The following is a 13,099-nucleotide window of genomic DNA, read 5'->3' as shown; positions in this document are numbered from 1 at the left end:
GAGGACGGCGAATACAACTTCGTCAAAGAACGCGCCCGCCACGGCGTCAAACGCGCCTTCCAACTACGCGACGAACACTTCGAGATCCCCGAGCCATAGCGGAGCCACCGGGCCGTCCGGGCACGGGCCCGTGCCCGGACGGCCCGGTTCGTCCGGGCACGGCTGCAGGGGGAACACGCACCACCGCGCGCGTTCCCCCTGCAGCCGGAGGACTTCCCGGCAAACGGCGGAGCCTATTTGTTGATCGCGGTCTTCATGCCGTCGAGGAGCGTGAGGATGGGCAGGCCGGACTCGGACAGGGCGTGGCCGTGGCCGGTCTGGTGGATGTCGAACACCGACTGGATCGCCGCGTAGAAGCCCTGGACATCCAGGGTCTGGTTGACCGCGCGCTTGGCCTGGCGCAGCGCGAACGGGTGCATCCGCGCGATGTGGGCGGCCAGCTCGCGGACGGCCGGGCGCAGCTCGTCAAGCGGCACGACCCGGTTGACCATGCCGACCTTCTCGGCCTCCGCCGCCGTCATGTGCCGGCCGGTGAACAGCATCTCCTTGGCCTTGCGGGGACCCATCTCCCAGGTGTGCCCGTGGTACTCGACCCCGCCGATGCCCATCATCACCACCGGGTCGGAGAACTTCGCGTTGTCCGCCGCGACGATGAGGTCGCACGGCCAGGCCAGCAGCAGGCCGCCGGAGATGCACACGCCCTGCACGGCGGCGATCGACGGCTTGGGGATGTTGCGCCACCGCAGGGTGTACTCCAGGAACCGCTTCGCCTCGATCTCGTAGATGCCCTCGAGGGTCCACTTGGGAGCCGAGCCGTTGCCGGCGCCCTCCGGGCCGACACCCTTGATGTCGTGGCCGGCGGAGAAGTGCTTGCCGTTCGCCTGCAGCACGATGACCCGGACCTCGGGGTCGTCCGCCGCGCGCCGCCACGCCTCGTCCAGGTCGTCGAGCAGCGGGAGGGTCTGGGCGTTGGYCGCCTCCGGCCGGTTGAGCGTGATCGTCGCGATCCGCTCGCCGACCTCGTACCCGATGAAGCTTGTGATCACGAAGACCTCCTCGAATCCTGGGTGCCGTACCGGCCGTCTCCGGTCCGGGGCGGCCGGCGCGGTGACCGCCCGGTGAGCGATCGGGCCGACCGACCCATCACATCCAGAAATATCTATATGTTAACGGCCGGGTCAACCCTGAGGCCGCCCACCGGGCCAGCCCGTGGAGTAGCAGCCTCGGGCGCGTCCCGACCACGCGGGGCGTCACCAGATCATCGTGCGGCGACCTGAGCGAYGCGGCCCGCTACTTGCGGGGCAGGCCGCAGCGCTGCTGGGCGATGATGTTGCGCTGGATCTCGCTGGTCCCGGCGTAGATCGTGGTGCCGAGGGAGAACCGCAGGGCGTGCTCGATCCGGCCGCCGACGACCGCGGTCGGGTCGAGCCGGCCGCGCAGGGCGTCCGGGCCGACCAGCTCGGTCAGGTCCTCGGCGGCGCCCGCTATCGACTCGGTGCTGAACAGCTTCGACATCGGGCCCTCCGCGACCGGCACCTGGCCGTTCGCGACCATCCAGATCGTGCGCAGCTCCAACAGCTGGGCGACCCGCAGCGCGGTCGCCCAGCGGCCGAGCCGTTCCCGCACGTCGGGCTCGTCGATCCGCCCGCGCTCGCGCGCCCACTGCTCCACCGCCTCGACCAGGCGGGCCAGGTGCGGGCTGAACGGCGCCGAGTGCTCGTCCTGCAGCGCGATCATCAGCGCCTTCCAGCCGCCGTCGACGTCGCCGATGCGCCACCGGTCCTCGACCACCACATCGCTGAGGTACAGGATGTTCGTCCGCTCGCCGGACAGTGTGTAGACGGCCTGCGCCTCGATGCCCGGCTGGTCGAGGCGGACCAGGAACATCGTGAGGCCGGCGTGCTTCGGGCCGTCCGGCCGGGTCCGGGTGAGCAGGAAGATGTAGTCGGTGATGTGCCCGTTGGTCGTGAACATCTTCTGGCCGTTCACGATCCAGCGCTCGCCGTCCCGGCGCGCCCTGGTGCGGACCCCGGCCACGTCCGAGCCGACCTCCGGCTCCGTCATGCCCAGCGCGATCGTCACCTCGCCCCGCAGGAACCGCGGCAGGATCTCCGCCCGCAGCGCCTCCGAGCCGACCGCGCGGATCACGTTCGCCACCATCTCCGTGGTGCCGATCGCGTAGACCGGCGCCTCGGCCTTCGTCAGCTCGTCGACGACGGCATGCGCCTCATACGGCCCGAGCGCGCGCCGGCCGTCGGCACGCTCCCAGCCGGGACCGACCCAGCCGCGCTCGGCCAGCCGCCGCACGAACGTGTCGTCGTGCGACACGCCACTGCGATAGACCCGCTCCTCCAGCTCCGGCGGGAACTCCTCGGCGAGGAACGCGCGCACCTCGGCCCGCAGCGCCGCCACCGACCCGTCGACGTCGGCATCGACGTCCGTGACGTGCTCGGGCCCCTGGCCGCCGCCGTACCGGGCGGCCGCCGCTCGCCGATAGGCCGCGCGCGGCTCGTCCCACACCCGTGCCCAGCCGCGCGCCCGCCGGTAGTACAGCTGGACGTCGAACTCGAGCGTGAAGCCGTTACCGCCATGGAAGTGGACGCCGTCGTAGGTCACCTGCCGGGCGGTCTCGGCCGCGAACGCGAAGGCCATCGCCGAGAGCTCCCGGGCCCGCGGCCCGCCCCGGCCCGGCTCCCCCGCCGCCCTGGCCACCAGCAGCCGCGCGCCGTCCAGCGCCGTCGCACCGTTCGCCAGCGGATGCGCCACCGCCTGGTACGCCCCGATCGGCAGGTCCCAGGCCCGGCGCTCCTTCGCGTACCCGACGGTGAGCCGGTGCGCCGTGGCCCCCAGCCCGACGAGCGTGCTGGCGGTCAACACCAGCCAGTCGTCCAGAGCCGCCTCGAACGCGCCGATCGCCGCCTCACCGCGGGCCAGCTCGGTCACATCCATGTCCGCGCCGAGCGTGACGTCGGCCAGCGGCGCCGCGGCGAGGTTCGCGACCGCGGTACGCGTCCCGTCGCGCAACGGCACCAGCAGCAGACGATCGCCGTCGAGCACGACCACCTCCTCGGCGACGGCCGCTCCAGGGACGAGCGACGCGACGCCCGCCGCGGCCGGCCTGACGGCGATCGTCACCAGCCGCTCGCCGCCCACCGCCGTCGCCAGCGCGGCCCGCGCCACCTCGGTGTCCAGAGCGGCCAGCAGCCGAGCCGCGACCTGTGCCTCCACGACGGGCGCCGCGGCGGCGGCCGCACCCACCCGCTCGGCGACGAGCGCGAGGTCGGCCAGGCCGGCCCCCCAGCCGCCGTGGCTTTCCGGGACGGCCATCTCGACCACCCCGACCTCCCGCAGCGCCTTCCACAGCTCGGGATCGAAGCCCGCCGTCGCCTCGGCGGCGCGCACGCGTTCCGGGGTCGCGTACGTCGCCAGCAGATCGGCGAACGACGCGACCAGCGCCTCCTGCTCCTCGGTCGGGGCGAGGTTCATCGGTGGTTCACCGGGCACGGAGCAGCTCCCTGAGCGCGGGTACGTCGATCTTGCCGCTGGACATCGTCGGCACCTCATTGTCCGCGAGCAACACGATCCGGCGCGGGATCTTGTACGCGGACAACCGGTCGGCGAGCTGGCGGCGCAGCAGGTCCGGGTCGACGGTCCGCCCGGTGGGCACCCGGACGGCCGCGGCGACGATCTGGCCGCGGGCCGCGTCCGCCAGGCCGACCACGTGCGCGGTCAGCCCGGCGACGTCCCGGATGGTGTCCTCGACCTCGGCCGGCGAGACGTTGGCGCCGCCCGTCTTGATCACGTCGCCGCCGCGTCCCCTGAAGTAGTAGAACCCCTCGTCGTCGACGACGAACAGGTCACCGGAGTGGTACCAGCCGTCGGCGTCGAACACCTCGTGCCGCTCGCGCCCGTGGTAGCCCTCCATCAGGAACGGCCCGCGCAGCCACAGCTCCCCCACCTCCCCCGGCCCCAGGACCCGACCGTCGTCCGGGTCGACGATCCGCGCCTCCAGGCCGGGTGCCGGACGGCCGAACGACCCGCGCCGGTGCTCGGGCTGGTCGCCCTCGTCCTCGCTGACCAGGCAGACCGAGCCGGTCTCGGTCATCCCGAGCATCTGGTGGCGCAGCCCGGGGTCGGCCGGCCTGACGTCGGCCGGCATGATCGAGTAGAGGTTCCCGCGCCGGATCGACGACAGGTCCCTGCCGGCGAAGCTCGGATCGGCCGGAAGCTGCGCCACCGACTGGGAGTAGCCGTTGACCATCGTCGGGCGTTCGCGTTCGAGCACGTCGAGCACGCCGGCGGCCTCCTGCGCGTTCGAGCACACGAGCCGGCCGCCGGCGACGAGCGTCCCGAGCAGCGCGTAGGCGAAGCCGCCGATCCAGAAGAACGGCGAGTTGGAGAACAGCACCTCGTCCGGCGTGTAGCGGCGGATCTCGTTCAGGTTGGCCTGGTGCCGGATGAGCGCGCCGTGCGTGTGGATCACGCCCTTCGGCGCGCTGGTCGACCCCGAGGTGTGCACGATGACCATGCGGTCGCTCGGGTACACGGCCTCCTGCGCCGCGCGGGCGACGTCGACGCCGACCGCCTCGCCACCCTCGGCCAGCGCCCGCACCGTCCAGGCGCGGCCGACACCGCCGGACCGGTGCTCGCCGGAGCTCGCCCCGTCCGCGTCGTCGCTGAAGAAGACGCGGCGCAGGACCGGCGTCGACGGCGCGAACAGCGGCCCGGCGGCGCCGAGGTCGAGCTCCGGCACCGCCTCGGCGAGCGCCGCGACGTAGTCGTGGCCGCGGTAGGACCGGGCGCTCAACAGCACCCCGACGCCGGCGCCGCGCAGCAGCGTGCGCAGCTCGGCGCTCGTCGAGAAGGTGCTGAGCGGGACGGTCACCGCCCCGATCCGCGCCGCCGCCAGCCACCCGACGACGAACTCGGATCCGTTCGGGTACAGCAGCCCGACGTGCGTTCCCCGGCCCACGCCCGCCGCCAGCAGGCCGCGGGCGAGCGCCAGCGAACGCCGGTCGGCGTCGCCATAGGTGAGCACGTCGTCGTCGCGGGCCAGCAGCACCCGTGAACCGTGCCGGTCGGCCCGCTCCCGCAGCAGCGCCGGGACCGTCAGCGGCAGCTCGTCACCGGCGTCGACCGTCGTGGCGATCATGATTCTGGCCTCCGTGCCTCGCGCCTCGCGCCCCGTGCCTCCGGGTCGGACCGACGTCACCGTCACCCGGACGGCCGGGCCATCCGCTCCATCGCGGCGATCATGTCCGGATAGCGCCTGGTCCGCGCGCCCCCGTCCACGCCGTACAGGGCGCCTGACACGAAGGACGCCTGCTCGGAGGCGAGGAAGTAGATGACGTTCGCGACCTCCTCCGGCTCCGCGAACCGGCCCAGCGGCGCGTTCTCGACGAACTCGTCGACCAGGCCGGGCATGTGCCACATCGGGCCGGTGAGCCCGGTCCTGACCAGCCCCGGGGCGACCGCGTTCACCCGGACTCCGTAGGGCCCCAGCTCGAGCGCGGCGACCTCCGTCAGCGCCACGGCGCCGGCCTTCGCCGCGCAGTAGGCCGCCATGCCCCGGCCCGGCTGCACGGCGTTGAGGCTCGCCACCGTCACGATCGCCCCGCCCCGCCCCGCCTCCCGCAGCGCCCGGCCACCATGCTTGACGGTCAGGAACACTCCGTGCAGGGACAGCTCGACGACCCGGCGCCACTCGCCGAAGTCATGGTCGACGACCTCGCCCAGGCTCCCGCCGCCGGCGTTGGCCACCACGGCGTCCAGGCCGCCGAACCTGGTGACGGCCAGCTCGACCAACGACGCCACGTCCTCCTCGACGGTCACGTCGCACCGGGCCCCCGCGAAGACCTCGGGGCCGAGCTCCGCGCCGAGAGCGGCGAGACCCGGCTCATCGATGTCCCCGCCGACGACCCGTCCGCCCTCGGCGACGAACCTGCGGGTGACCGCTCGACCGATTCCGCTGGCGGCTCCCGTGACCACGCCGACCCAGCCGGTGCGCGCGGCGCCCATCACCGGGACCCAGCTTGACGATATAAACGGGCGAGGCCGCCGTTGGCATGGATACATATCGTCATCTGAAAGTCCTCCGGGGGTGAAGGTGACGATGATCGCGCTGACCGGCTACCTACAGGTCCAGGCTCGACAGGGGGCACGCGGTCCGATCGACGCCGAAAATATCTTAAGCTTTCGACGGCGTCCAGAGGTGGCGGCTCCCCTGGACGCCCGCCGGCCCAGGGCTCAGTCGAGGCAGAACTCGTTGCCCTCGGGGTCGGCCATCACGATGTGCCCGGCGCCGAGCGGCGGGGCGGGCTCGTGGCGTTGGAGCCGGGTCGCGCCGTGGGAGACGAGCCGCTCGGATTCCGCTTCCAGGGCGGCCATCCGCTCGTCGCCCACGAGCCCGGGGGCGGCCCGCACGTCGAGATGGACCCGGTTCTTGACCTGCTTGTGCTCCGGCACCCGCTGGAAGAACAGCCGCGGCCCGGCTCCCTCGGGGTCGACCAGCGCCGAGGCGTCGTTGCGGCGCTCGGCTGGCACGCCCATCGCCGTCAGCGCCTGGTCCCACGAGTCGAAACCCGCGGGCGGGTCCTGCAGGCGATAGCCAAGCGCCTCGGCCCAGAACGCGGCCACCGCGGCCGGGTCGGCGCAGTCAAAGGTGATCTGGACGTCGCGGGCCATCTCAGCTCGCCTCCTGTCGCATCGGCTGATGGGCTTGCTGGGCGGTCCTGAGCTGGGCGTCCCGGTGGGTGTGCAGGTAGAGGTCGCGCAGCAGGCACACCTCGGCCAGATGATGGATCATCTCGCGGTGGATGTGCAGCACCAGCGCCGCCAGCGGAAGCTCGGCGTACGGCCCCTCCGCCGCGCCGCACGGCCGGGCGAGGCCGGCCTCCCCCAGGGACTCGACCCCGGCCAGCCACGTCGCGTACTCCGCGTCGAGCTGTGCCAGCGCCCCGGTCGCGGTCGCGGCGTACTCGAACGACATGTAGTCGGTGGGCGCGCGATCGAAGTGGGAGGCGTTGCGCATCGCGAGCACGCCGACGATCACGTGCCCGAGCCGCCAGGCGATCGTCGCCAACGGCGCCGGTTCCGGTGTCGGCACCGCGAAGTCGATGGTCATCGCGCCGGCTCCGCCCTGCACCGGCGCGGTGCCGGTGCCGCGCCGGTGCACGTTCCAGCAGCCGGGCGCCGGCTCCCAGAAGTACTCGTCGTCGGTGAGCCCGTCGAGACGCTCTCGCAGCTGGTGGGTCCAGTGCCACGCGAGCTGGTCGCGCAGCAGGGAGTTCCAAGTCTGGTCCGTCATGACTTCACCCTCCCCCTGATAGCGGACAGTTTCGTTCCGCGATAGCGGAGACAATGGGTGCATGACCGTCGAGGCGACGACCGAGCGGGTGCTGCGCCTGCTGACCCTCCTGCAGCACCGCCCGTCCTGGACCGCCGCCGCGCTCGCCACCGAGCTGGGCGTCACCGACCGTTCGGTGCGCCGCGACGTCGAGCGGCTGCGCACGCTCGGCTATCCGGTGCACGCGACGGCGGGCGTCGGCGGCGGCTACCAGCTCGGGGCGGGCACCCGGCTGCCGCCGCTGCTCCTCGACGACGAGGAGGCGATCGCGACGGCGGTGTCGCTGCGGCTGGCGGCGGGCGGCACGGTCGCCGGGGCGGGCGAGGCGGCGCTGCGAGCGCTGGCGAAACTCGACCAGGTGATGCCGCCCCGGCTGCGCGCCGAGGTGCGCGCGGTGCACGGGGCCACCGAGACCCTCGTCGGCCCCGGCGTCGAGATCGCGGCGGAGCTGCTGATGACGCTCGCGCGGTCCTGCCGCGACGCGGTGCGGGTCCGGTTCCGGTACACCGGCCGTGACAGCGCCGAACGCGAGCGCACCGTCGAGCCGGTGCGGATGGTCGCCACCGGCCGCCGCTGGTACCTGATGGCCTGGGACGTCGAGCGCGACGACTGGCGCACCTTCAGGCTGGACCGGATGAGCGAGGTCGTGGCGACGACCTGGCGCTTCCGGCCGAGGGAGCATCCGGACCCGGTCGCCTACGTGCAGCGATCCGTGACGCAGGCCCCGTACCGCCATGTCGCCCGGGTGCGGGTGCACGCCCGGCCCGACCAGGTACGCGAACTGGTGCCACCCCAGGTCGGGCGCGTCGAGGACGACGATCGCGACGGGTGGTGCGTGCTCGCCCTCGGCGGCGAGGACCTGGACTGGCTGGCCGTGCACGTGGCCTGGCTTGGCTTCGACGCGGAGGTGCTGGAGCCTCCGGAGCTGCGCGCCGCCGCCGCCCGGCTCGCCCGCCGCGCCGCGGCGCTGGCCGGCACCGGCTGATGCGCGTGGGCTCCGCTTCACGTGGCTTGGCCCGATGCGGCGGTCCCCGCTCCGGTCCGGGGTGCCGGCGCGGGCAGCAGCTCCGTCAGCAGCTCGCGCAGGATCTCGACGCCGTCCTCGCTGAGCACCGACTCGGGGTGGAACTGCAGCCCGGCGAATGTCCGTCCGCGCAGCGCGTGCACCTCCCCGCCGCCGTCCTCGTGACCGTCTCGGGCAAGTCGGACCGCGCCGTGGGGCGTGGCGATCTCGTCGGCGCCGGACAGGGCGGTGAACGTCGAGTAGAAGCCGACCCGGCGCGTCTGGCCGAAGAGGTCGATCTCTCGGGCAAGCCCCTGATAGGGCGTGTCACGCCGGTGCAGGCGCAGACCGAGCAGGCCCGCCAGGAGCTGGTGCCCGAGGCAGACGGCGAGCATGGGCCGGCGCTCGTCCAGCAGTTCGGCGACGACGCGTCGCATGGCCGCCATCTTCGGGTCGTGCCGCAGCGTCGGGTCGCCCGGTCCCGGGCCGGGTACGACCAGGTCGAAGCCGGCGGTGTCGCCGGTCTCGTGCCATGGCAGCACCGTCACCGTGAGGCCGAGGCCGCGCAGCTGGTGGGCGAGCATCCCCGTGAAGGTGTCCTCGCCGTCGACGACGAGCGCCGACCGCCCGGCGAGCGCGGGCACCGTGGTCGTCGCCGGTGACCGTTCGTCCAGCCAGAAGCGGGCCAGGTGGGTGTTGCGCGCGGCGAGCGCGGCGGCGACCCGCGGGTCGGTCGCCGGCCGGGCGTCGGCGCCGCCGGCGCGCGGCGTGCCCGTGGCCGCCCCCGGCTTCGGCGCGCCCGTCGGCGCGGGCACCGGCGCGGGCGTCGGCGCGGGCCGAAGTCCCAGCGCGATGAGCACCCCGGCCGCCTTGGTGTGCGTCTCGGCCACCTCACCGGCGGCGGTCGAGTGGCGCACGAGCGTCGCCCCGACCGGGACCCGCAGCTCGCCGGACGGGGAGATCTCCGCCGCGCGGATCAGGATCGGCGCGTCGAGGGTCTGCCGCCCCGCCTCGTCGTGGCCGAGCAGGGCGATCACTCCGGCGTAGTAGCGCCGGGGGCGCCCCTCGTGCCGGGCGATGACCCGGAACGCGTTCTCCAGGGGGCTGCCGGTGACGGTCGGGGCGAACATCGTCTCGCGCAGCACCTCGCGGACGTCGAGGACGGTGCGACCGGCCAACAGGTACTCGGTGTGGGTGAGCCGCGACATCTCCTTCAGGTACGGACCGATGACCTGGCCGCCATGCTCCGCGACGCGGGCCATCATCTTCAGTTCCTCGTCGAGCACCATGTACAGCTCGTCGATCTCCTTGCGGTCGGCGAGGAAGCGCAGCAGCGCMTCACGGTCCGCGGCGGAGCTTGTAGCGGCGTCCGGCCGTCTGTGGGTTCCACTGATCGGGTTCATCATCACCAGCCCGTCGTCGACGCTGACGTGACGTTCCGGAGTGGCACCGACAAGGATCCGTGTTCCCGTGTAGACGAGAAACGTCCAGTACGCGCCGCGTTCGCCGGTCAGCAGCCGGCGCAGCGCGGCGAGCCCGGCCGCCAGCGGTGACCCGACGACCGACGCGGTGTACGTACGGTGGATGACGAAGTTCGCGCCCTCGCCGTGGCCGATCTCGTCGCGCAGCACGGCGCCGACCGTCTCGGCGTACTCCTCGTCGCTGACGTCGAAGCGCCCGGCGGTGGCGGTGACGGGCTCATCGGGCAGGGTGGCCAGCGCGGCGGGCAGCGGCACCCGTTCGTATCCGGTGACCCGGACGCACTCCAGCGGCGCCGCGTCGTCGACGCAGGTGAAGCCGCGCTCGACGATCTGCCGGTACGGCACGACGGCGAGGGTGCGCGGCCCGGCCGGCCCGGACCGCAGCGGGATGTCGGCGAGCCGGCCGACGACGTCCATCTCGCCGCGTAGCACTTCAAGATGGTCGGCGTTCTCGCGACGCAGCAGCGCGAACGGGCCCGGGTCGCGCCCCGTGGCGATGGCGGTGAGCAGGTACTGCAACAGGTCCATGGTCGGTTCCTCGCGGGTCAGGGCCGCCGGGGTCCGGCAGCACTGCCCTCGAGGAATCGATGGCGACCGCCGGAGTGGGCGGCCGCGGTTGGGGTTACGCGCGGAAGAGGTGGGCCGCCACTGGGGCGGGCCACCAGGAACTCATACGCGCGATCACGTGCGAGACCCTACCCGGCCCACCCGGCAGCGGCGAGGCAGGGGGCATGGCTGGCAGGGGGCGCGGCGGTCAGGAGGCCGGGGCGGTCAGGAGGCCGGGGCGGACGCCGTCCGCTCGCGGCGCCGTCGCAGGCGCTGGGCCTCGGTGTCGACGTAGCGTCGGACGAGACGCGACATGAACAGGCCGACGATCGGCGCCAGCGGCCCGGACTGCCGCAGGCTCAGGGTCACGGTCACGCCGTCACCCCCCGGGGTCACGGTCACGCCGTCACCCCCCGCCGCCGGCGCGATGTAGCGCGGGCAGCGCCGGTGAAAGCCGACCTGGGTCGCGGTACTCCGCACGGACTCGGTGCCAGACCCTCCGCGTCCCTCCGCGCGCCTCTCTCGCGGGGCCCGACATGGGCCCCGCCCGTGGGACATCGTCCTTCTGACGATCACCCGGGCTGGCCGGGCAGGCCGTGCCGAACGGCGGTCGTCGCCAGGGTCGTGTAGCTCATCGTGAAGCGGCCGCCCAGCGAGTCGATGGCGTCCCCGACGGCGTCCAGTATCTCGGCCAGCTGGTCGGGACGGAGCTGGGTGACGCCGCCGGTGGTGGGAAGCAGCGCCAGCCACTGGTCGCGGGTATAGGACTGCTCCCAGTCGAATCGCCACTGTTCCGGGGCGTTGAACTGTTCGGTCTCGCGAATGCTGTCGGCGATCTTCGCGTATCCCGCCTGGTACACGTCCAGCGGACGTCGAGCCGGCTGGCCGCTGAACGGCGAGTCGGGCGCCACCCGTCGGTAGGCGACGGCGAACGGTTCGGCCACCTCGGCGGGCGGCTCGAACACGTGCCCGAAGATCGCCAGCCGCCCGTCCGGACGCAACACCTGGGCCGCCTTCACCGCGCCGGCGATCGGATCCACCCAGTGCCACGACTGGGCGGCGATCACCGCGTCGAACAGCCGGCCGGCCGGTTCCCATGCCTCGAAGGTCGCCACCTCGACCCGCAGCCCATGGGCGCGCGCGACGTCGGCCATCCGCGCATCCGGCTCGACGCCGAGCACGACGCCGCCGGCGGCCTTGAACTGGCGAGCCGCGATGCCGGTCCCACAGCCGACGTCGAGCACGTCAGACCCCGGGCTCCCTTCGACGATCCGCGCCACCAACGCGTCGGGGTAGCCGGGCCGGGCCTGGTCATAGCGTCGCGCGTCCGCACCGAACGACTCGGCCATCCGCCGGGCCTTGTGCAGCTCCGCCCGTGGTTCTCGTTGCTCCCGCCATAGAGTGGGCACGCGCCCATTCTAGTGGGCACATGCCCACTCGTGCAACGGAGCGAGCAGGCTGACCGATGAGAGGATCTGTGCGTGCCGACTGGGGTGCATCTTCGTGACGCGCGACAGCAGCTGTTCGACGCCGCCGAACGTGTGCTCCTGCGGGACGGGCCGCACGGGCTGACCAGCCGGGCCGTCACCGACGAGGCAGGCTGCGCCAAGGGTGTCCTGCACCGGCACTTCACCGACTTCGACGCCTTCCTTGTCGAACTTGTGCTCGACCGGGCCGCACAGCTTGAGACGCAGGCGAGTGCGCTACGCGCGTCCACCGGTGCCAGCACGGTGGCGGACAACCTCACCAGCGCGCTGACCACACTGTTTGGACCGGTTCCGGTGGCGATCATCCCGCTCATCACCTTCCGGGACGAGCTACGCGCGCGGCTGCGGCAAGCCAGGCCGGGAGGTGGTATCACGATCCTCGCTCAGGCCACGGCCGCGGTCTCCACGTACCTGGCCGCCGAACGCGATCTCGGCCGCATCGCCGCCGACGCCGACATCGACTCGCTCGCCCTCTCCCTCGTCGGTGGCGGGCATCTACTGTTCGCGGACCACGAGTCCGGTCCGCCGACCCCGGCAACCGTCAACAGGCTGGTGACATCGGTGCTCGCGGACGTAGTGCAACGGCGGCCACTCTGACGGCCCAGCACACACGGCTGGTGCCCCTGATTCGACAGTGGCACCAACTCCCCCGCTCGACGCCGACGCCGACGCCGATGCCGATGCCGATGCCGACGCCGATGCCGACGCCGATGCCGAACTCGATACCGACCTGCGCTCAGGGCGGACCCCGCGCGGCCATGAGGCCGGCTCTCCCGACCGAATCCGGTCATCGCCTGTGGCGCCCGAAACGACTCATTCAGCACCACACCCCATGGCCCGATCCCAGCCAACGGAACGACCGACCGGCGCCGATGCCGGCGTCGGCGTCGGCACCGGCACCGGCACCGGCACCGGCACCGGCGTCAGCCTCGGTGTCGGCGGCCGTCAGCGGCTGCCGGCGGCCCGCACCACACCGTCCTGAGCACCGCCGTGGACGTCGACATGCTGGACATGTTCGCCGGCATGACCGGCATCGAGCTCGCGCTCATCGACGCCGACACCGCCGTCCGTTCCTTCGTCGCCGACCTGCGCCTGAACGACCTCTACTACAGCCTCGCCCACCGCCGCTAGGAGACCGCTGAATAACGTCGGCGCGCCTCCCCAATGCTGATCATGATGTTTGGGATCATTGGGTGGTGTTGGGGAGGAGCCGGTCGGACCGGGAGTTGCTGGACGC

Annotated in this window: 13 protein-coding genes; 4 read left to right on the top strand and 9 right to left on the bottom strand. The window is 72.9% G+C overall.

Translation table 11 applies throughout. The annotated features are described in order from the left end of the window. Positions 1 to 233: 233 nt before the first annotated feature. From BL253_RS37990 to BL253_RS37960, 6 genes are all read right to left on the bottom strand, one after another. Entirely contained in the window at positions 234 to 1,046 is an 813-nt protein-coding gene (locus tag BL253_RS37990; RefSeq protein ID WP_076822930.1) for an enoyl-CoA hydratase, read from the bottom strand. Positions 1,047 to 1,290: 244 nt separating this feature from the next. Further along, on the bottom strand, positions 1,291 to 3,504 hold the full coding sequence (locus BL253_RS44550; RefSeq protein WP_241835511.1) for an acyl-CoA dehydrogenase family protein: 2,214 nt from the start codon (positions 3,502 to 3,504) through the stop codon (positions 1,291 to 1,293). Continuing rightward, a complete protein-coding gene (locus BL253_RS37975; protein ID WP_076822932.1) occupies positions 3,494 to 5,152 on the bottom strand; it encodes a class I adenylate-forming enzyme family protein in 1,659 nt (552 codons plus the stop codon). Before BL253_RS37975 ends, BL253_RS44550 begins: the two co-directional genes overlap by 11 nt. Positions 5,153 to 5,214: 62 nt before the next feature. Further along, on the bottom strand, positions 5,215 to 6,018 hold the full coding sequence (locus BL253_RS37970; protein WP_076822928.1) for an SDR family NAD(P)-dependent oxidoreductase: 804 nt from the start codon (positions 6,016 to 6,018) through the stop codon (positions 5,215 to 5,217). A 228-nt stretch (positions 6,019 to 6,246) separates the two neighbouring features. Further along, positions 6,247 to 6,684, bottom strand: a complete 438-nt coding sequence (locus BL253_RS37965) for a VOC family protein (RefSeq protein WP_076822927.1) — start codon at positions 6,682 to 6,684, stop codon at positions 6,247 to 6,249. Between the two features lies 1 nt (position 6,685). Further along, positions 6,686 to 7,306, bottom strand: a complete 621-nt coding sequence (locus BL253_RS37960) for a DinB family protein (protein WP_076822925.1) — start codon at positions 7,304 to 7,306, stop codon at positions 6,686 to 6,688. Between the two features lie 61 nt (positions 7,307 to 7,367). Between BL253_RS37960 and BL253_RS37955 the strand changes: the two genes are divergently transcribed. Then, positions 7,368 to 8,330, top strand: coding sequence for a helix-turn-helix transcriptional regulator (locus tag BL253_RS37955; protein WP_076822923.1), 963 nt, complete (start codon positions 7,368 to 7,370; stop codon positions 8,328 to 8,330). A 17-nt stretch (positions 8,331 to 8,347) separates the two neighbouring features. Here the strand turns inward: BL253_RS37955 and BL253_RS37950 are convergent, their stop codons facing one another. The 3 genes from BL253_RS37950 to BL253_RS37940 form a co-directional block, all read right to left on the bottom strand. Next, complete coding sequence (locus tag BL253_RS37950) at positions 8,348 to 10,357, bottom strand: anthranilate synthase family protein (RefSeq protein WP_076822921.1); 2,010 nt, start codon at positions 10,355 to 10,357, stop codon at positions 8,348 to 8,350. A gap of 243 nt (positions 10,358 to 10,600) precedes the next feature. Beyond that, positions 10,601 to 10,777 carry an SRPBCC family protein gene (locus BL253_RS37945; protein ID WP_338013787.1) on the bottom strand — a complete coding sequence of 59 codons (177 nt, stop codon included), beginning with the start codon at positions 10,775 to 10,777 and terminating at the stop codon, positions 10,601 to 10,603. A 170-nt stretch (positions 10,778 to 10,947) separates the two neighbouring features. Then, the gene (locus BL253_RS37940) at positions 10,948 to 11,784 is read right to left on the bottom strand and encodes a class I SAM-dependent methyltransferase (RefSeq protein ID WP_076822919.1); all 837 of its coding nucleotides are present in this window, start codon (positions 11,782 to 11,784) and stop codon (positions 10,948 to 10,950) included. 72 nt (positions 11,785 to 11,856) lie between these two features. Here BL253_RS37940 and BL253_RS37935 point away from each other — a divergent pair, with 72 nt between their 5' ends. From BL253_RS37935 to BL253_RS45025, 3 genes are all read left to right on the top strand, one after another. Then, positions 11,857 to 12,459 (top strand): TetR/AcrR family transcriptional regulator, encoded by a 603-nt coding sequence (locus BL253_RS37935; RefSeq protein WP_076822917.1) that lies wholly within the window; start codon positions 11,857 to 11,859, stop codon positions 12,457 to 12,459. Positions 12,460 to 12,694: 235 nt separating this feature from the next. Further along, positions 12,695 to 12,844, top strand: coding sequence for a hypothetical protein (locus tag BL253_RS42680; RefSeq protein ID WP_158230512.1), 150 nt, complete (start codon positions 12,695 to 12,697; stop codon positions 12,842 to 12,844). A 20-nt stretch (positions 12,845 to 12,864) separates the two neighbouring features. Further along, the gene (locus tag BL253_RS45025; protein WP_274535311.1) at positions 12,865 to 12,993 is read left to right on the top strand and encodes a hypothetical protein; all 129 of its coding nucleotides are present in this window, start codon (positions 12,865 to 12,867) and stop codon (positions 12,991 to 12,993) included. Positions 12,994 to 13,099 lie beyond the last annotated feature (106 nt).

It is taken from the genome of Pseudofrankia asymbiotica, assembly GCF_001983105.1.
Classification (GTDB): domain Bacteria; phylum Actinomycetota; class Actinomycetes; order Frankiales; family Frankiaceae; genus Pseudofrankia; species Pseudofrankia asymbiotica.
Note: the sequence above shows the minus strand (reverse complement) of the source record. Positions and strands in the feature narration are given on the sequence as shown.